This is a genomic window from Bacteroides sp. An279, from assembly GCF_002159615.1.
GTDB lineage: Bacteria > Bacteroidota > Bacteroidia > Bacteroidales > Bacteroidaceae > Phocaeicola > Phocaeicola intestinalis.
Window position 1 is genome coordinate 1 of sequence record NZ_NFJA01000022.1, and the last position, 20,281, is coordinate 20,281.

The window sequence follows — 20,281 nt, forward strand, 5'->3', positions numbered from 1 at the left end:
ATCTGACGAAGAACAGGAGCGAAAAAGACCAAAAAATCGCCCAAAGCACACACGAAAACGTATACATCAAGACAAGAAAAACTTTTTGGAGAAATTCAAAACAGCTTCTAAGTCTTACAGGTTTCGGATATGATTTAGTAAACCTTTGCAAGCATCTTCCAGAATGTCTAGTACATTTTCGAAGCCTTGTGCACCGCCGTAGTAAGGATCGGGTACATAATCGGCTACTTTCGTTTGGCAGAAATCGGTCATCCGACCAATCTTTCGTTCTGTTTCCACATCAGGGGCTTTCTCGCGTAAGGCATCGATATTGGCATCATCCATACCAAGAATCCAATCGAAGTTGTAAAAATCATCGGTACGCACGGGACGCGAATGGTGCGTAATCTGGTAGCCACGCCGGGAGGCATGCATTCGCATCCGTGGGTCGGCAAGGTCGCCTTCATGATATCCGCTGATACCTGCCGAGTCGACCTCTATTTCCATTTCCAGTCCTTCTTGTTTCAGGTAAGTACGCATGATTTCTTCGGCGGCAGCCGAACGGCATATATTGCCGAGGCAGACAAAGAGTATTCGCTTCATAATTTGTAAAGGAATTAGAAAAAGCAAAAGAAGCCAGGAGAACAAGAGGAGCAAGAAGAGTTTAACGGCATTTCGGACATAAAAGTCATGGCTTCTTGGATCCCCGATAACAGTTCCTTTCCTCCCTGCTTACATTATATATTCAAATAAGTTTTAAACTTTTCTACGCTGGTGTTCATGATCAGTTCTTCAGGGAACTCTGTCTCACCTACCAGCTGCAAGGCATAATCGTAAGTTGCAATATCGAACGAAATGTGTGCATCGCTTCCCAATATGACCGGTACTTCGTATCGTTTGCACAAACGCAGTATTTCCAGGTTATTGTCGCGTGCATCCATCTTTTTCCGGCAAGGACGAAGTGAAGAATTGTTGATTTCGAGCAACGTGTGGTGCTCTTTGGCGGCCAGCACAATGGGTTCGAAATTCAGTTTCGCAGTCCCGTCTCCCGGATGACTGATAATGTGAATGTAAGGATTGGCTATTGCCTGTACCATGCCGTGCGTGTTTTCTTCAGGTGTACCGCCCGCATAACACAACGAGTGTATACCGGCAATACGCAAATCGAGCAAATTAAGGTAAAACTCGTCCATGTCAATGTTGCCTTCACAATCCAGAATGTTGATTTCCGCTCCCAGCAGCAAATCGACGCCGTACATCCGGCGCGGTACGACATAAAGATTGCGGAAATAAATGGGACTGCACGAACCCGGAATGCCGGGAGCATGTTCGGTAATGCCCAACAGTTTCAATCCCTTTTCGGAAGCCGCTTGCACCATTTCCTGCAAAGTGCTGAATGCATGCCCGCTGGCTATCGTATGGGTGTGTACATCTAATTCTATTTTCATATTCTTTATTATAATTGGAGAGAAAACTCAACTCACATAGGGTCTACGTCATAATATACCAACAGCGAACGAAAACGTTCGTCTTCTGCGATGGCACGTTGCACTTGGCGCAGGTATGCCCGTACTTTTGACATCGACGCCTGTAATTCTACTTTTACCATTATCTTCTTTATGAACAAAGTTTGAATACGTGCTACCAAAGGTAAATCCGGTCCTAAAATCCGTTCGCCCAATCCTTGTCGCAAGTAACGTGCCATTACGTCAGCCGCCTGGTCGAGAACTTCTTGTTTACGGTGTTTCAGGTATACATAGACCAACCGGTAAAAAGGCGGGTACTTGAACAAGTGGCGTTCGGCAATTTGCTCATCGAACAAACTGCGGTAATTATTCGTTACCACTTCGTGTATCAACGGAAGGTCGGGCGATTTGGTCTGCAAGATTACCAGTCCTTGCTTGTTTTTCCTGCCCGCACGTCCTGCTACCTGTGCCATCAGTTGGAACGCGCGCTCGTATGAACGGAAGTCGGGATAGTTCAGCATCGAATCGGCATTCAGTATGCCAACCACACTTACCCGGTCAAAATCCAAACCTTTCGATACCATTTGGGTTCCGATAAGGATATCGGTTTTTCCTTCTTCAAAATCAGCGATAATTTTTTCGTATGCAGTACGGGTACGGGTCGTGTCCAGGTCCATCCGGGCAATACGTGCTTCGGGAAAGATTTCCTTGATGCTGTCTTCCACCTTCTCGGTTCCGAACCCCCGACTGACCAGTTCCACTCCTCCACATGCCGGGCATGCTTTCGGTATGGGTTCGGCATACCCGCAGTAATGGCACGTCAACTGGTTCAATCCTTTATGATAAGTCAGGCTCACATCGCAGTTTTTACACTTTGGTATCCAGCCACATGTACGGCATTCTATCATCGGGGCAAATCCTCGCCGGTTCTGAAACAGGATGACCTGTTCCTTTTGCTCCAACGCCTCCCTGATCTTTTGTAAAAGCAAAGGAGAAAATTGTGCCGTCATCCGTTTCTTGCGTGCCAGTTCCTTGATGTCTACCACTTCGATTGCCGGCAACTGAATCTGTTGGTGACGCTCGGTTAGTTCCACCAGGCCGTATTTCCCCTGAAGGGCATTGTAATAGGTCTCGATACTGGGAGTGGCAGTCCCCAGTAATGTCTTTGCACCGAACAATGAAGCCAGCACCATGGCAGCATTACGGGCATGATAGCGCGGTGCCGGTTCTTGTTGCTTATAGGTGTTCTCGTGCTCTTCGTCAACGATGACCAGCCCTAACCGACGGAAAGGCAAGAATATGGACGAACGTACACCCAATATGATATCGTAATCGTTTTCGGAAAGCTGCTTCTGCCAGATTTCTACCCGTTCGGCATCCGGAAATTTGGAATGATAAATTCCAAGCCGGTTGCCAAATACTCGCCTTAGCCGTTCGGTTATCTGAGTGGTCAAGGCTATTTCGGGCAGCAAATACAACACTTGTTTGCCACTCTGGATAACCTGTCTAATCAAATGAATGTAAATTTCCGTCTTACCACTGGAGGTCACTCCATGAAGCAAGCATACGGATTTTGTAGCGAACGACCCGATTATTTGCTCGTATGCTTTTTGCTGTGCCATGCTAAGCGGGTTTAGCGGAACTGTATCCAAAACACCTTTTGCCAGTCTTCCTATTTCCTGATGGTATAATTCAAATACTTTTTTATCCACCAGGCCAGACAATACAGCAGGGGTCACTCCCGATTCTTGCAGCAAAGCCTTGCGTGATACTTCTTTCAGAAAGCAGCCGGGACGCACCCAGCCTGAAAGTTCTACGTATTTCATCAAAGCAGCCAGCTGTTTAGGAGCACGTGCAAGCGCATCGAACAGCCGATGCAGGTCTGCTTCCTGTTGTATCGTCTGTGGAAAACGCACAAAAACCTCGGTACGTGGCTTGTAGCTACGTTTCAGTTCCTCCTTGACATAAATGGCATTTCTCTTCAGCAGGCTATGAATAACAGGAAGTATGTTCTTGATGCCGGTGATTTTTCCCAGTTGGGTAATGCATTGTTCGTTATCAAGGGTCAGGGCATCAAGCACAGATTGTTCTTTCTCAGGAAGGATGGAATCCGCTTCAAATTCAGGATTGTAGACTACTAGAGTCTCGCTTTCCAGCTTCATCCCCGAGGGTAGGGCAGCCTTATAGACATCGCCCAACGTGCACAGGTAATAATCGGCTATCCATTGCCAGAAATCGTATTGCCGTTTTAGCAATACAGGTTTTTCATCGAGCACTTCTACAATCTCCTTGGTCTCATATCCTTCTGGAACTTCTTCGTGCACGCGTGTCACAATAGCCGTATAATATTTCTTTTTGCCGAATGAAACAACGACACGGATGCCTGCGCATACTCTTCCTTCCAACTCTGCCGGAACAGCATACGTATATTGCCCCAGGATAGGCAACGGCACTATGACATCTGCAAACTTTTTCATGCCGCAAAGTTACAAAAACCCGTGCATCTTGCTGGGATATTTTGGAAACTTTTAATAGCTTTGCATCCGACTCATTGTTTCATCTTATAGTTAATTCAATATGAAAGTTTATAAAATAGGTATCATCGGTTGTGGCAGAATAGCTCAGAAGATGGCAACTACCTTGGGAGGAATGAAAGGAGTGGCCCGTTATGCCGTCGCTTCGCGCAGTAAAGAAAAAGCAGAACATTTTGCCCGTGAATGGCAGTTTGCCAAAGCATACGGCTCTTACGAAGAACTGGCAAACGACCCGGAAGTAGACCTTATCTATATAGCTACTCCGCATTCGCACCATTACGAGCAGGCACGAATGTGCATCGGAAAAGGGAAACCGGTATTGTGCGAAAAGTCTTTCACCGCCAATGCACGCCAAGCCGAATCTTTGCTGGCATATGCCAAAGAGAAAGGAGTCTTTGTTACCGAGGCTATTTGGACACGATATTTGCCTCTCTCGCTCAAAATACAGGAACTGATACATAGCGGCATAATCGGTACACCTTATACACTCTCGGCAAACCTTAGTTATCCGGTATCGTACAAAGAACGCATCCAACGTCCGGAACTGGCGGGAGGTGCCTTGCTGGACATTGGCGTATATACACTTAACTTTGCCGCTATGGCATTCGGCACCGAAATAGAACGGATGGAATCTTCTTGCCTGCTGGCCGATACAGGAGTGGATGCACAAGAAAACATCACTTTGTTCTACAAAGACGGGAAAATGGCTTCGCTCCAGTCGAGTATTTATGCCAAGAGCGACCGTATGGGAGTCATCAGCGGAGATAAGGGACAACTCATTGTAGAGAATATCAATTGCCCACAATCGGTACGGGTAATAGATGACGATTACAATGTATCTGCCGTATATTATGCCCCGCAATGTATCACAGGATTTGAATATCAAGTATATGCCTCCATCGAGGCCATTGAAAAAGGCTGGCTGGAATCTCCTTATATGCCGCATGCAGAAACACTTCGCATCATGAGACAAATGGACGAATTGCGGAAATCGTGGGGAGTGGTTTTCCCGTGTGACTGACTTAATACGATGCCATGTAGGGGCATATTCAACTTCTCTATTTGCAGACACACGCATATAGATGCGTAAGCATAAGCATAAGCAACTATTCCTGATTAATTAAATTCATCACAGAAGACAAAAATGCCCATAGCATAAAAGGGAGTTAGAAGGAGTTATGTCTTCGGCAGGAGTTAAAGGCCAATAATCCTGTTATGGCTTCCATGAGCAAAAGTATTGGCTTCTAACTCCCTTTAACTCCCTGAAATAACTCCTTTTCAACTCCTTATTGGGGAAAATGCTTAAAACATATATGCCAGTGATACCTGCCACGTGTTTTTCTTCATGTCTACCGTGCCTTCATAATCTTCTATCACGGCTTTCGCCACTTTGTTGATGCTGAAGTTATAGTTCAATCCGATTTGCAAATGCTGAATGAGTTTTACACCTGCTCCCACATTGAAGGTAGTATAAGATTTCTTCATATCAAATGTTTCCGAACCGATATTGAAAAGTCCGCTGCCTACATTGAAGCCGAATTGGGGTCCCGCCGCAATATAAGCTCCGAAGGTACTTCCCAGTCCAAACGTCCATTTTAAGTTGACAGGTATTTCTATTGTTTTCAATGTCCTGTTTTGAGATACTCCTTCTTCATAATAATTCGCCTTTCCTTTAGACTGGTTATACAGGGCAGCCACATCAATGCCCAGTCCCACTACCGGAATAGTAAATTCAGCCATCGGTCCGATAAAGAATCCGGTCCGGTTGTCTCCTTTAAACACATCTTCTGAAAAGGTGAGGGTGGAAATGTTCAGACCTCCTTTTAAGCCGAACTTCAATTGAGCCTGTGCCGGTATGGCTATCCACAGGCAGGCCACCACCATAAGAGTCGATAAAATCTTTTTCATAACGCAAATAGTTTTAGTTTAGCCAGACAAAAATACGTATTTACCTTGTGGTTTACAAATGTTTGAAGGTAAATATTTGCATAAGCCCCCGATTCTATCTGTATAAGCCAATGCACCTATATGCATCGGGCGGTGCAGCTATAATTTTTTATGTAAAAACAGAAAGAAGGAAACCGGTTAGGTTATGAACCGGCTTCCTTCTTTCAATCAGTTTATAGAAGCGATGTGTCTTCTTATAAAATCATAGCTCAATACCAGCGAGGATCGCCTACCTGGTTGTAAATCAACTCTTCATTACTTAATGTAAAGTCACCGTTTGCAGCATCTGCATACCCCGGGTCAAGCGTTGTACCATCGGCGTCGAAGAACTTGGCTTTGCCGTCTCCTCCATCTGAAACAAGGTTCTTCGTATTGAAGTAATTATTGTTTTCGAATGTAGGTTCTGCCGTATTGCTGTTGTCGGAGAATCCTCTGCCACAATTCGGCATATTGGAAACCATGTTGTTAGTAAAGCTAATGCTATTGCCCTTGAAGCGTACGTAAAGCAAACGGCGGCTGCTGTCATTGCTTGCACCGTCAATCGTACAATGGTCGACTGTAATGACAGGGGCAGCACCGGCAAAGTCGCCGGAAGCATCATCATAGCGTATGAAGTCACGATCGGCACAACTGTTCCAGATGGTGCTGTTTGTGATGTTCAGTGTGGCAATGTATCCCTTGCGGCAATCGAACATATCGCCACCGCTGCACTGTATTCCGTGCATCAGGCTATTGTTGATGGTGATTTCATTGATAGAGGCAGTTACGTTGACATAATACAGGCCTTTCACATAATTGCGGATTTCACAATCATTAATCATCAAATGTCCATACGTGCCTTCATCTTTGTATTCGAAAGCCTGGCTACCGTCTGTACCTGTTCCATCCATGACAATCTGGCTCAGGCTCAACGATGCTCCTTCATTGAGTGTAATGCAACCATTGATAACCGGCCGGTCGCTTGGACGTACAGCTTTGAGTTCGATATCTGCCTTGATATTCAACTTACCAACTCCACCTTCTTCGCCAGGTACGGTATAGGTGCCCGGATAAAATGCGAAGGACGCACCGTCTTCGGCTCCTTCCAGGATGGCAACAAAGTCATCTTCGGGACTAATTGCTGTAGCGCCCGCCAAATCAATCAATGTTGTAAAGGTTTGCGAGCCTCGGGTCTTGTTACCGTTCATCAGTTTGGCGGTATATTCCGTTTCCGGTTTCAGACCGGTGATAGTGGCCTGTCCGGCTGCTATTTCTTCGGACGTGACTGTATGTGCAGGCACATCGGCAGGACTTAGCACGATTTCTGTTGCCGTTTGTCCTGCAGGCCAACGTAAAGTGACTGAATTGTAGGTAAGGTCGGCTTCGGTTACGGTTTCCAGTATCTGTTCAGCATCGGTCTCGAAAAATACGCCGCTCCATTTCGAAGTCTTGCTTTCGTCTTCACCTACTGCCTGTACACGTGCCGAATATTGAGTTTCACCTTCCAGTCCGGAAATAACATAAGGAAGGTCGTCCGCCGTAATTCCGTCGAATGTCAAAGCTGCTGTACCTGCAAAAGTCAGGCTATCATTGGCAAATAGTTCAATATTATAGCTTGTCGCGCCTTGGCTAGGAGTCCAGGTCAGACGAACGTCCGTGCGGTTTACAACTCTTGCTTCCAGATTGATAGGAGCAAAGTAACGGCTATAGTCAATGCTCAGCACTTCTTCGCTTTGGTCTTCGCAAGCCGTAGCAAGAGCCACCAAAGCAACTCCCAACAAATAGGTATATTTTTTCAGCTTATTCATAATCATGTGTTTTTAATCATTCGTTAACATTCCATTGCTATTATCCACGAATATCTGCCAGATAGGCCAATATTGATTTTCATCCGGATTATTCACATAAAGTACGTCTACCTTGGCGTCTTCCAATTTGTCGGTTCCCAGCCATGTCGTACTTGTATATCCTTGGTCCAGCAAGGTTTCACCGACCGTTTCCGTATCGCCATAATTCAAACCGTAAATTACGAAAATATCAGTCATGCCATCAATGGTTTCGATGGAGGTATAAGCACCTGCAGGAATAGCGTTCACAATTTCGCTTGCCTCTCCCTCGTTTACTACTGTCTGGTATGTATAGACTTTATCTATCAAGTCGGCGTATTTTCCTTCACGTCGTGCCAGTTGTTTCATCTTGGTCTTGGCCTCGTCCAGTTTGGTCTTTAACAAATTCCAGCGTATCAGGTCAGCTTTCCGCAACGATTCTCCGGCAAATTCCAATCCGCGTTGCTCTACAATGGCATCAAAGAACGATTCTTTGCTGGCAGTAGCTGTATTCATATAAGCGGAAACTTTGTCTGATGGTAATGCACGTTCCAGCACCGGACGCATGTATTGGGCAGCATTTGCCGGACCTTCCAGTTCGTTAACAGCTTCTGCAGCCATTAAATAGACATCTGCCAAACGCATGTATTGCCAGTTTACACCGTCATCATTAGTAGAAGTCACGATGCGGCTCATCCATTCGTAACGCAATTTTCCGAAGTTCCATTCTTTTAATGAAGCCAGCTCTTGTGTACTGCGTCCGTTGGTCAATGTTTGCGACCACCTGAAAGGGGCACAGGTGATGTTGCGGCGTATGTCATCTACATCATAATCATAAAATAAAGTAGGAAGAGGACCGTTCACACCGCCTTTGTTCTGTTGGGTATACTGGTCTTTCGCCTGATGTTCTACCCCTAATGTATAAAGTACACGGCCACGTCCTTCCGAGAAAGGAATCTCCCAAATAGACTCCTGCCCGGCGGTAACTACATCCCGGCACAAATTCGTAAAGTTATCTTTAAACGGAAGTGAAGCCAGATTCGGATATTGTGCTATCACATCAAGGCATTCGTCACGTACGATGGTATACATGGCGGTACGATCCAGGTCTGGGTCATTGCTTAACCGTATACCGTCGGCACGTTGGCTGTAGCCTCCTGCATAAAGAGCGATTCGAGCACGAAGTGCCTTGACAAAAGCCTTGCTTACACGTTCGGTAGTCTGGGTTATGTTGGACTCATTAGGCCAATATACATAGTTTTCTGCTTCCAGCAGGTCAGCCAACAGTTGTTTGTATATTTCATCCCGGTCAGCCCGCGGAAGGTACATCGTTTCTGATGTGATAGAAGAAAAACGTGCAGGTACATCTCCCCAGCCTTTAATCAAGTCAAGATAGATGACAGCCCGTAAGGTCAAAGCTTCTCCCAGCAGGTGTGCCATGTCAGGGTTGTTTTCATAATTGCCGTATGCACGTATGCCTTCGATCGCCTTGTTGGCACGTTCGATACCTTCGTAAAACTTAGCATATGCATTATTGTCTGTATTCATCTGTGAATTGGAAGGCTGGGCATTATAAGTGGCGAGGTCGTTCTTCCCTCCGTCATTGATACCGCTGGCTTCCAAGCCATTAATCCATTCCACATCGCTATTGATGCCATAGTAAGGCAAGTAGCGTCCACGATAAGAATTGGTTTCTCCGAATGACTGATGAATACCCATAACGGCAGCTTCTGCCATCTCATACTGCGAAAAAATAAGCGATGAGTCCATTGATGACTGTGAGGGAGCTTCCATATCACAGGAGCTTATACCGCATGCCAGCAACGCTAATAGAGGTATATAAAATAATTTTTTCATATTGTCTTAATTTACGGGTTTAGAAATTCAAGTTAACACCAATGACGAATTGGCGGCTCTTGGGATAAGCAGAATAATCTACCCCCGGAGTCAGATTCGTCTGCAAGGCAGTAGATACTTCCGGATCGAAGCCTGAGTAACCTGTAAGGCAGAATACATTATAAGCTGTCACATAGAAGCGCAGGTTCTTGATGTGTACTTTGTTCATCAAAGATTCCGGCAATGTATAGCCTAATGTCAAAGTGTTCAGGCGCAGGAATGAACCGTCTTCTACCGCCCAGTCGCTGAATACCATGCGTTGAGTCATAGGAGACCACATTGTGGTATTGGCATTCATGGCTGCAAGCTGTTCCGGGTCATTACAAATGGTTCCGTCCGGATTCAAGTTAGTCCAACGGTTTCCGTCAGCCATTTCCGTAGTCATGTTACGGTACTGGTATTTACCGGTCATGGTGTACTCGATTTTGTTGGCATTGTAAACGTCGTTGCCGATACTGAAATTAAAATTGGCACTCAAATCAAAACCGTATGCACGCGCATTGATTCCGAAACCTCCGGTTGCTACCGGATTGGCATCGCCAATGATCTCACGGTCTTCATAACCTCCAGTCACTACTCCGTCGCCACTTAAATCTTTCAGTTTCATCATACCTGGACGTAATGTCCCCACTACCGCAGTACAGTCATCAACACCTTCTTTCAGTATCCATGTTTCTGATGCAGCATCGTAACCTACGAAATCACTCACTTCATAACGTCCTGCCGAACGATAGCCTAACATCTCACCTACAGACCCGCCTTTGGCAATCCAGAAATCTTGACCGATTTCAGAAGAAGCCCAACTGGTATCTTGTCCGAAATCCTGCATAATTCCCAAATCCTTGATTTCATTCTTGTTGAAACCGATATTGGCATTCAAGCTGATTCCCCAGTTTTTCTTGTTGACAATAGTCCAGTTAATAGTAGCTTCAATACCTTTATTTTGAGTTTCTCCCATGTTACGGTATTGGGTATCATACCCCGTTCCACTGACTGGGAAGTTTATCAGCAAGTCCTTAGTCGTATTCAAGTAAGCTTCGATTGTACCATTCAGCTTGCCACCGAATAATGTGAAATCCAATCCTAAGTTACGAGTAATGGTTGTTTCCCATTTCAAGTCTGGATTTGCCATGGTCTTGCTGGGTGCCCAATAATTATTAAAACCGTTAATCCACGAAGTCGTATTACTGTTGTACACCTGTACGAGTTGTCCTGACGGGATGTTGTTGTTTCCTGCAGTACCATAACTGAAACGCAACTTCAAGTCATCCAGCCAATTCTTGGCACCTTCCATAAAAGATTCAGACGAAATACGCCATGCAACAGCAGCCGACGGGAAAAATCCCCAACGATTGTCTTCCGAAAATTTGGAAGAGGCATCGGCACGGAATGTTGCAGTCAACAAATATTTGCTTTTGTAATTATAATTGACGCGTCCGAAGAACGAAAACAACTTATCGTCTGGATTTAATGTATTTTCTATGTTATAAGGAGTGGTACCCTGAATATTTGTCAGTTTCCACGCCTCTGTAGCCGAAATCCAGTCTGGAAATCCGTGAACTTCATTTTCCAGCTCGTTTTCCTTGGTTATAATCCATTCGTGCCCTACCAACAGATTCAAACTATGGTCTTTGTTTTTGAGTACTTTCTCAAAATCATAATTGATGGTATTCGTATTCCGGAAACGGTGACGGAACAAATTGTTGATGCGGATAGCAGGATGTCCTTGATTGGCTGCAGCCGGTGTGTTTTTTATATAATAGGTAGTTGTACCCCAAAAACGTTGGTCATTATTGCGGTAATCATCATAACCGAATTCAGTTTTTACCTTGAAATTCTTGAATATTTCCCAGCCAAAACTACCGTTCATATTCAGGGTCTTGCGCTCTTTCATACGGTCGTTGTCCCAAATGGCGGTTATCGGATGATATAGATTACCCAAGTCATCGTCGGCACTACCTGCCGATTCATCCAGATTTGCCAAAGGTATCGGCGTATAGATAACAGAATACTTCAAACGCTTGTCTGTATCCAATGTACTGCTTGTTTCATTGGCACCACCACCTCGGATATCGGTTTCCGAATAACGGATGGAGAAATCCAGTGTCGTGTTCTTGGTAGGCTTCGTGTTCAGTTTCAGACTGAAGTTATCACGCTTATAATTCGAACCTTCCATGATGGCTTTATCGTTCATGTGTGCATAGCTGAACGAATAGCGGATACGTTCCGTACCACCGCTGATATTCAGGTTATGATTAAACGTATGCCCTATACGGCCGAATGTCAAGTCTTGCCAGTCATTATAAGGTATATTTTGATACATATCCATGTCTTCATACTTCCCGAAATATTGTTCGTACGAAGTCAAGTCATCTTTCAGCAAAGCCAGTTCATATTGCCACTTGGCATAATCATAAGGGTCGAGCACATCCATTGTATTGGCAATTTTCTTCCACGAATAATAGGCATTATAACTGACGCTGACCTTACCTTCTTTTCCCGATTTAGTTGTGACCAGAATAACACCATTGGCACCACGTGAACCGTAGATAGCAGTAGAAGATGCATCTTTCAGCACAGTGATATCTTCTATTTCCGAAGCGGGGATATCTGAAATAGACTCTACCGGGAAACCGTCTACGATAAACAGAGGACTGTTATCGCCTGTGATAGAGCCTCCACCACGTACACGGATTTTCATTTCTGCATCAGGCGAACCTTCTGTTGTGGTAATCTGTACACCAGCCATCTTACCTGTCAAGGCTTCTGTGGCCGAAGCTACCGGAACTGCTGTCAGTACGTCTGCATCAACCGTAGCCACAGAACCGGTCAGGTCTTTTCTCCTTACAGAACCATAACCAATGACAACAACCTCTTCCAACGCCTGAGAGTCATCATCCATTGTTATATTCAAGATAGTCCGCCCCTTTACTGCCACTTCTTGTGTCTTCATTCCGATGTAAGAAAACACCAAAGTTGCATCAGAAGGAACGGTAAGCGTGAAATTACCATCAAGATCCGTAATTGCTCCATTGGTGGTATTTCCTTTCTCTACTACAGAAGCACCGATAACAGTTTCTCCTGTATTGTCTTTCACTGTACCTTTTACGGTTACATTTTGCGCTGATACGCTAAGCGATATCATCGCTGCAAAAAACAGCAGCACATAACGCATAGATTTCATCTTACTAGCCATTCTTACGCATATATTAAATAAAAGATTAATAAAGGGTTAATAACGTATGCAAGCATACATTGTTAACGTATCGTAGCAAATGTACGAAAATATAGAATCAAAATTGTGGAAAAATTGTTTTTTCACAGGTCTTTTTTGTTCATGCCTGTCTGCAAAAGAAAAAGCGTAATCCGTATGTGTTGCATAACATCATTTATACATCACACAGTATAAGTTCCATGTTTGTAATGTGCTAGCGAAAAAACAGCTTCTTAATTTCTCCGATAAGTTTGGCATATACGAATCAATGTATGATTGAAAGGTTCAGTATCTGTTTCAGGCTGTCTTCTTTTTACGTTCTCCATATGGAAACCGTACGGTTTCCATATCGAAAACATACGGTTTCCATATCAAGAACGTATGGTTTTGAGATGGAAACTATAAAAGGAAGCTATCTGGATTGATAACGCAACCCAATCAGAAACTCCAATTGTTTTGATTACCTTTTGGAATTTGATTACCCAATTGATTAGATGCCCATAGCATTTTTCTTTGATTAATTCAAAACTGTCTCTTAATAATAGTCCGTTAAGAATTCAACATATCGGCTAAGCGGCTTCTGCCACTATGCCAAATAGTTCTTTGATAAGTTTAGTATTAAAAGTTCTGTTCGGTTTCAGACCGGACTTGCTAAAAATTCTTTTGAGCATGTAAATATTACTCAGATAGGCCTTTAGCAGTCCGATGGAAAGCGAGGGATAGTATCGTTGCCGCAAATAATTTATAATTTTGCGACAAACTCAATGTAAAGGTAAGCATAGAAGACCATATTTTGACTGAAGTCGGAAACCTGTTTTTATCGCATATCTTAGAGATAAGAATTCATCTGGATATGGCAATCTCTCGTTAGTCTTTTAGCTCATTCTGTAATCTGCAAAAAATATATAATACTATTTTGCACGATAGAATGATTGTCATAAAACCAATATAAACCTTCTCCCAAGATGTGAATTTTCTTTTCGGTTGACCTAATACTTTTCTCAAATGTTCCATTGTATTCAAAATTTAAGTTAGGGGCAGAGATTGTCAATACGGCATTCCTTTTGCAGGAATACCAAGACAAAGACACAGGTAAAGCCAAAGTCCAAGACCGGATGTTTTTATAGCTGCAAACATCCGCCGTTTGTTAATTAGACATCCTTATTCCAATTCCTATTAAATAAGAACGACAACCTCTGCCCCATCAAAGCCGTGATTAGCATCCATTGAGATGCAAGTTCACGACACCTTTTTTATTCTTCAAGCCGGCTTAATTGCTCATAAGTGCTTTGCAAGGCTTCCGGTACATTGATTTTCAGTTTAGAGATGCGTTCCTGCTCTTTCAGTTGCCATTCTTTGTATTGAGTGAAAAGCGTCATGTGGCATTGTTTTTCACTTTCCAGTTCCTGCTTGAACCGATGCGTATTTTCTAAAGTCTGTTTCTCGGCTTGTTTTTTGATAGCAAACTTCATTTTATTCAGCTCCCGTTCATTCTGACGATGCCATTTTTGGAGTTCGAAAAACACATCTTCTACTTTTTGCGGGTCAACGGAAGGAACATGAGCGTAAATCAGCGTGTCTTTTCCATTGCCATCGGTGCTGTATGGCTTCATGATTCCGTTTTGGAGTTCTTCACGAGCAGAAGAAAATTGGCCTCCGGGATGGATGTATTTTCCAATAGTAGCAGCTACGGCTTCCAATTGTAGATAACGGTTACGCTCCTTGATATTCATTTGAGCAATGATATCCGTTTCCGTCGTTTCCTTCGGATAGGATGGACTGGAGGGTATTTCGACTCCTTGAAGCGTACACCATTCTTCAAACGTAAAGTTTGCTACTTGTTTCAATTCCCTGTCTTTAGCCTTGACTGCTTCCCTCATCCAAGCGCAAAAAGCGTTCATTGCAGCTATGTTTTCCAAAAGAGGACGCACCTGGTCCAGCATATTCCCGTCATAACCGACACATATAGTTTTTCCCGATTCAGAAGGTGAGCCTACAATATCAACTTTCGTAGTCAAAAAAGTCATGTTTTTCAACTTTGCCTCATTCCCAGCTATGACTTCTTGTGCCAAATCCGCCAAATGCGATGCCGATGTGGAAGTCAGCCCGTGATTGTCAAAGAATATTTCATTAATATTATTCATGCCGTTTTATTAATTAGTGAGTTTGATTATACGAAGACAAACAAAGATACACTGCATTGATTTAAAATATTGGCACGTTCTTGTATTCCCCATATCACCTCTATATCCTGTTTTGTTAAATTGTTCAAACAATCAGCCATGCCCTCAAGTTCTTCCATCATAAACGGATATGAAGGATTGAACGAGACAGACAGAATTATGGCTGACATCACAGTTGTCTCTTGTTTCCTTATTTCCTCCATAGCAGTTTCAATTTGAGCGGAAACCGAGATGCGGGCATCAACGGTTATCTGCATTACGAGTTTATACTTATCAGCGAATTTTCTGAAATCATTCAGATCTAAATTAATCAATCCTTTTGCTTGGGCTACATTGATGAAATAATCTTTTGTTATTTCCTGTTCATCCTTGATAACTCGTATCAAATCTTCTCTACTTGATTCTTTCATTTCTATTTACTATTAAAAACCTATTCTTACCCACCGCTCTTCCGACATTTCTCCGTTAAGCGAGACAAGCAGGAAAAAAATAAGGGTAAAAACAATACATGCCCAAATGATTGCGGCAACCTTTTTCCGTTTCATGTCCATGAAGGCAGAAATAAGACATTCCCAAATGAACATGACAATATTCTCTCGTTTCATTTTGTTCCTCCGTAAAATGTCCTATTCATATTTTTTTGTGCAATCTCTTCCGTCCCGCCAAAGTAAGTGATTTCCCACAGCAAGCCCGCAACAAGCTCTTGTGGCGTGATCACGATATCTTTTTCTACCACCACTTCCATACCAGCTATTTCCGACCACGAAGGATAGCAGGCCATAGGGCAGTCGAGGTGATTGTCCGCTTTGTCGTATACAGAACAGTTCATATCTATCATCGGACTACAGGTTTCCCAACGCCATCCCAAGCGGATGTAATAGGGGGATGATTTTGCCTCCAACGCTTGCACTTTCTGATAAATTCTTTTCCACTTGTCCAAATCAAGCTGCCCGGCCAACTTCGGTTCGTTGGTTTGCCATAGATTCAAGAATGCCGGACTTATTTCAGCAAAACTAAATTGCGAAAACAGTTCCTTGAATGTCATAACACTATTTTTTATCATGATACTAATCCCCTCAACCCACCCTCGTCCTCTTTCCAAAAACAATCGGCACAAGGTAATGCGTAATAATCTTCCCCCAGGGGTCGTATGCGTGAATGCGTTTGTACGCTGTGTTGGAGATGCGCAGTAATAACCATGCCTCTACCAGCTGCCACCTTGGTTTGTTGCCCCTGTCATACGACAAAGAAGTGCCGCCATTGCCTGATAAAAGAAGGACTACACCTTATTTTATTAAATTAAATCAACTGACCAATTCAGGCTTTGTAGCTTCATATCCAGACTTCGGAGTTGTTTGGAATAGTTGTCCGTCACCCTTCTCAATTCACCCACATCCACCGTGCGGACATATTTTATCTCCTGTCGTCCGTAACGGTCATTTTCAACAACGTGCTTCAAGAGGTCGCGCATTACTGTCAGACGCAACTTCAATGCGTCTTTGCGGGCAATCATTTGAGTGAGAGTTTCTCCTTCGTGCACGGTTTGCATGTTGGTGTGGTTAATCCGATAAACAATCCCCTCGAATTGCGAAAGGCATTCATCCAATTCTTTATACAATTCGTTCACGTTCTCAGAAGGTTGGTCACCTTCCTGCACCTTGGCGCTGTACTTCAGTCGGCTCTTTAATTGGTCGATTCTGTTTTGCAGGTCAGCGCGGATGCTTAATGCTTCTGCCAGTTTCATTCTATTCCTCCTATTTGGTTTGATGGTGCAAATATCCGTCATGAAAGTGCCAAATCGCAGCACAAGGCGGAGATATTTTTATTTCTATTATAATTTTTCGAACCACATGTAGAGTAATGCAAACGAAAGCAGACGAAAAAATAATCAGCCTATGCTCCGATTCGGCGCATCGAAAGGTTTCCTTTGCCGCAAAATAAATATCGTCTTATGAAAAATAGCGAAGATTGGAAAGGGGCTGCCAAGAAGCAGCAAAATAAAATAGAGGCATGGAGGCTTTCTTATCTTTCGGTAGAAGAATTATTATGCCTGCAGTTGCTGGGGTATTTTCCCAAGCAACTATATGAAGACATGGAAAGCGAAAGATATTCACTGAAAGAAACGGCTTCCATGTCCATCCGCGAACTCGACAAGGCAAAACGGATATTGGACAGGCAGACAAAAGCAGGAGTGATTACCATCCCTTATCATGAGGAAGCGTATCCTCATCACTTCCGCAATTTATGCCAAGATGCACCGCTGCTCGTCCACGTGCTAGGGAATAAGGATTTACTCAACCGTGAAGACAATGTGGCTATCATTGGTGCCCGTGCTGCGGACAAAGATGGATTGGACATGGCATACGGGCTTGCCAAACAGATGGGTGAACAAGGACATATCGTCATCAGTGGTTTGGCTTTGGGATGCGATACGGCTGCCCATCGGGGTTGTCTTGATGCGGGCGGACAGACAATCGCAGTGGTGGCCTCAGGCTTAGATATCACACATCCTAGAGTGAACAAATCATTGCAGGATGAAATAGTAGCCAAGGGCGGAGCCATCCTTTCCGAACATCCTTTCGGCGTGAAAGCCAATCCCACAAGACTGGTGGCGCGTTGCCGTATGCAAGTTGTCTTGACCCAATCGGTCATCGTGGCTCAATGTCCCATCATCAGCGGCACGATGTATGCTGTACGCTTCGCCCAAGAATACTGTGGTGATAAATTCGGATTAAGACGGCAGATATACGCAGTTGAATACGGCACAATGGACGAACTGAATTCAGGCAATAAGTTTCTGCTTGATTGTCAACTTGCCTTACCTATTAAGCCAAGACAAAGGACTGAATTGGATGGATTTGATTGTCTTGTGGTAAACTAAGCTATTATGATTGAATACAAAGAAGAGACTATAAAAACAGGCATAGCCTCTTCTTTGTTTTACTTGAATTATCTCATTCAAGTTTAATGCCTCGTTGATTTAATTCTGTCAACACTGCCTCTATTTTTTCTTTAATGTAATTCACAAATTTATCCGTATTATTAATAATTTCAGCCCGGGAAGTCATATCCCAATACCGATATTTGTTTAAAGAAGCGTATCCATAAGGCCAAATGTTGGAGGGTTTCTCTTGAAAAATATTTAACTTTTGTTGTATTCCAGGGTGTTTACCATCAAGAGAAACTATGCCATAAAACATATCTAAATCATAAGACCGTGTATTGGATTGAAACCTTATTCCTGTATATAGGCAGTCTGCTGCTCGAAAAGTGAAACTTTTACCATCCCGGTTTTGGCATGTCATATTATATTCTTCATATAAAAGAGTCTTTTCTGTTGCTATTTCTTGTAACTTCGGGCGAATACGATTTTCCCACGTGTATTTTATATAATCACTTTGATTGTTAAAGATTTCAGCAACAACTTCAGCATTATTAGCCATTAACTCTAAGAGTTCGTTTTTGTTTATAGCATCCATAGTTTGATTTGTCAGTTCTTTTATAAGGTTTGAATATTGTATCATTGTTTCCCGAATGAGAGGCTTTTGCGCAGAAATGCGGATGCAGCGTTTGAGCCATTCCTGTATTATGTCTTTGTAAGATATACATTTATATTGAACGCCTTCACCGCTTTGTTCACTCGCCTCATCACCCCATAGTGTTAGATAAAGGATAGCGTAGTTTCCTGCATGATACTTTTGTGAGGCAAAATTGTCATAACGCTTCAACTGTCCCCACTGGTCACCGGCGTAAATCTTGTTTTCTATTATTATGGCCTGTCCTTTGCTGTTACTTATCAATATGTCCAGCCTGCCGCTAGAAGTCGAGTATTCAGTAGAAACTGATGATTCCGAGGTGTCGAATGCCGATGAAAAACCGATATCACCGACTACGGAGAGAAATTCTTTTAGGTAAGTGTCACCCTGCCCGTGACTGCCTTCTGGATTCAGAAACTCTGCAAGGATTGTAGAGTGTGTCGTTTCATAATGGTTAACACCGCACGCATGAAAGATGTTGAATTGTTCTCCGCGTAGACGGCTTTCATTACGGGACACTTTAACTTTTTCTATAATCAGTCTCGCTTGATTTAATAGTTTGTGTATTTCAGCCATAAGCCTATTCTTTTTCACAAAAATAGCATAAAAGTATTGGCTTTCTACCCCATTAGGCTATAAAATTTTGCAGCAATGCTTGGTATTGGCACAAGCATATCGTTCCTTTGTCCCAGAAATAGACAAACCTATAATGCTTATGACACTAAAAGAACTATTGACCCAAGTCGGCTTCGACGAACTTCTTCCGCATCTGAAAAGACACGAACCGGAGCATCTTGACAACATCTATGCCTTCCGCGAGGCATACGACATACTTCAAGGCATGGAACCTTCTACTGGATTTAACGGGGAAATACACGTGGAATGGTCTGGCGGAGAATTTGAAGGTGAAGAGAAATGGATTAGCGTCGGACCGATGCATGACAGCAGTTGGGAAGAAGATTTGGCCAAGGAAATCGTCATAACCGATGATGTGCATCTTTCTCTAGCAGAACTAGCTATGCACTGTCTATGGGAAATCACTTATTGGGGATTCTCACCTGACGAAAGAGAAGAAACATGGCAAAGAAAATTTGGACCAAAGATTTTGAATAATAAGTATGAAGTTGCTTTGGATAAACTGGAGGAAAGCATCTGGCGGCATCAAACTCCACGCCGCCTACGCAGCAAAGGGAAAGACGGACGGCGTTATGTTACGTGGACAAACGCGCGTGACTTCTTTAACAATCGCATGAACCGCTCAAAACGAAAGCGGGAATACCGTCAGGACAAACGGGAAGAATATCTGCGCAAAATGGCCGCACGAGAGAATCTGGTAAGGATGCTTTCCGCCGAAGGCAGCACCTTTAGGCGGAGCGACGTGGAGTTTCTGCTCAGTATGCAATACGGTAGACAGTATGATTACCACTCTGTGACACAGGATACCGGTTCACGCCTCGCCTACATTCTGGAGTCAATGACCCAATATCAGCTGTTTGACCTTACGAAGTATGACAGTGCCGTTATCTTCATCCGTTGTCCTTCTCACTGCCCGCTGGATGAAACGGAGCTTGAGACCTTCCGTAAATCCGTGATGCAACATCTTGGATACACAAACATGTTGTTTGGTACGCAGACAGAAAATTATGAAAAAGAGGAAGTAAAGGTTACGCTGTTATTGAACAAAAAATAAGTTTAAGACAGGGACGCCAATATACCGATGT

At 43.6% G+C, this 20,281-nt stretch carries 15 protein-coding genes; 3 read left to right on the forward strand and 12 right to left on the reverse strand.

The features are described from left to right. Positions 1-114: 114 nt before the first annotated feature. The 3 genes from B5F78_RS05780 to priA all read right to left on the reverse strand — a co-directional run bounded on the left by B5F78_RS05780 (position 115) and on the right by priA (position 3,922). Positions 115-582, reverse strand: coding sequence for a low molecular weight protein-tyrosine-phosphatase (locus B5F78_RS05780; RefSeq protein WP_022040446.1), 468 nt, complete (start codon positions 580-582; stop codon positions 115-117). Between the two features lie 134 nt (positions 583-716). After that, positions 717-1,427: a phosphatase gene (locus B5F78_RS05785; RefSeq protein WP_022040447.1), complete on the reverse strand. Its 711-nt coding sequence runs from the start codon at positions 1,425-1,427 to the stop codon at positions 717-719. Positions 1,428-1,459: 32 nt separating this feature from the next. Beyond that, a complete protein-coding gene (priA, locus tag B5F78_RS05790; RefSeq protein WP_087406251.1) occupies positions 1,460-3,922 on the reverse strand; it encodes a replication restart helicase PriA in 2,463 nt (820 codons plus the stop codon). Between the two features lie 100 nt (positions 3,923-4,022). On the opposite strand from priA, the gene B5F78_RS05795 reads away from it, so the two are divergent. After that, positions 4,023-5,000, forward strand: a complete 978-nt coding sequence (locus tag B5F78_RS05795) for a Gfo/Idh/MocA family protein (protein WP_087249080.1) — start codon at positions 4,023-4,025, stop codon at positions 4,998-5,000. Between the two features lie 281 nt (positions 5,001-5,281). On the opposite strand, the gene B5F78_RS05800 is transcribed toward B5F78_RS05795, so the two are convergent. The 8 genes from B5F78_RS05800 to B5F78_RS05840 all read right to left on the reverse strand — a co-directional run bounded on the left by B5F78_RS05800 (position 5,282) and on the right by B5F78_RS05840 (position 16,768). Next, positions 5,282-5,887 (reverse strand): porin family protein, encoded by a 606-nt coding sequence (locus B5F78_RS05800; RefSeq protein WP_022040450.1) that lies wholly within the window; start codon positions 5,885-5,887, stop codon positions 5,282-5,284. A gap of 248 nt (positions 5,888-6,135) precedes the next feature. Next, positions 6,136-7,713: a fibronectin type III domain-containing protein gene (locus tag B5F78_RS05805; RefSeq protein ID WP_162608492.1), complete on the reverse strand. Its 1,578-nt coding sequence runs from the start codon at positions 7,711-7,713 to the stop codon at positions 6,136-6,138. A 12-nt stretch (positions 7,714-7,725) separates the two neighbouring features. Further along, positions 7,726-9,588: a RagB/SusD family nutrient uptake outer membrane protein gene (locus B5F78_RS05810; protein ID WP_087406252.1), complete on the reverse strand. Its 1,863-nt coding sequence runs from the start codon at positions 9,586-9,588 to the stop codon at positions 7,726-7,728. A gap of 19 nt (positions 9,589-9,607) precedes the next feature. Further along, positions 9,608-12,823 (reverse strand): SusC/RagA family TonB-linked outer membrane protein, encoded by a 3,216-nt coding sequence (locus tag B5F78_RS05815; RefSeq protein ID WP_087211427.1) that lies wholly within the window; start codon positions 12,821-12,823, stop codon positions 9,608-9,610. A gap of 1,271 nt (positions 12,824-14,094) precedes the next feature. Then, positions 14,095-14,985, reverse strand: a complete 891-nt coding sequence (locus B5F78_RS05820; protein WP_087406253.1) for a hypothetical protein — start codon at positions 14,983-14,985, stop codon at positions 14,095-14,097. A gap of 26 nt (positions 14,986-15,011) precedes the next feature. Further along, positions 15,012-15,434 (reverse strand): hypothetical protein, encoded by a 423-nt coding sequence (locus B5F78_RS05825; protein ID WP_087396107.1) that lies wholly within the window; start codon positions 15,432-15,434, stop codon positions 15,012-15,014. 191 nt (positions 15,435-15,625) lie between these two features. Continuing rightward, the gene (locus tag B5F78_RS05835; RefSeq protein ID WP_087406254.1) at positions 15,626-16,069 is read right to left on the reverse strand and encodes a DUF6557 family protein; all 444 of its coding nucleotides are present in this window, start codon (positions 16,067-16,069) and stop codon (positions 15,626-15,628) included. A gap of 249 nt (positions 16,070-16,318) precedes the next feature. After that, positions 16,319-16,768 carry a DIP1984 family protein gene (locus B5F78_RS05840; RefSeq protein WP_087249070.1) on the reverse strand — a complete coding sequence of 150 codons (450 nt, stop codon included), beginning with the start codon at positions 16,766-16,768 and terminating at the stop codon, positions 16,319-16,321. A gap of 207 nt (positions 16,769-16,975) precedes the next feature. Between B5F78_RS05840 and B5F78_RS05845 the strand changes: the two genes are divergently transcribed. Then, complete coding sequence (locus B5F78_RS05845; protein ID WP_087406255.1) at positions 16,976-17,905, forward strand: DNA-processing protein DprA; 930 nt, start codon at positions 16,976-16,978, stop codon at positions 17,903-17,905. Between the two features lie 73 nt (positions 17,906-17,978). Here the strand turns inward: B5F78_RS05845 and B5F78_RS05850 are convergent, their stop codons facing one another. Continuing rightward, the gene (locus tag B5F78_RS05850; RefSeq protein ID WP_087406256.1) at positions 17,979-19,136 is read right to left on the reverse strand and encodes a PDDEXK-like family protein; all 1,158 of its coding nucleotides are present in this window, start codon (positions 19,134-19,136) and stop codon (positions 17,979-17,981) included. Positions 19,137-19,275: 139 nt separating this feature from the next. Here B5F78_RS05850 and B5F78_RS05855 point away from each other — a divergent pair, with 139 nt between their 5' ends. Continuing rightward, positions 19,276-20,250 (forward strand): hypothetical protein, encoded by a 975-nt coding sequence (locus tag B5F78_RS05855; RefSeq protein WP_087406276.1) that lies wholly within the window; start codon positions 19,276-19,278, stop codon positions 20,248-20,250. Positions 20,251-20,281: the final 31 nt, after the last annotated feature.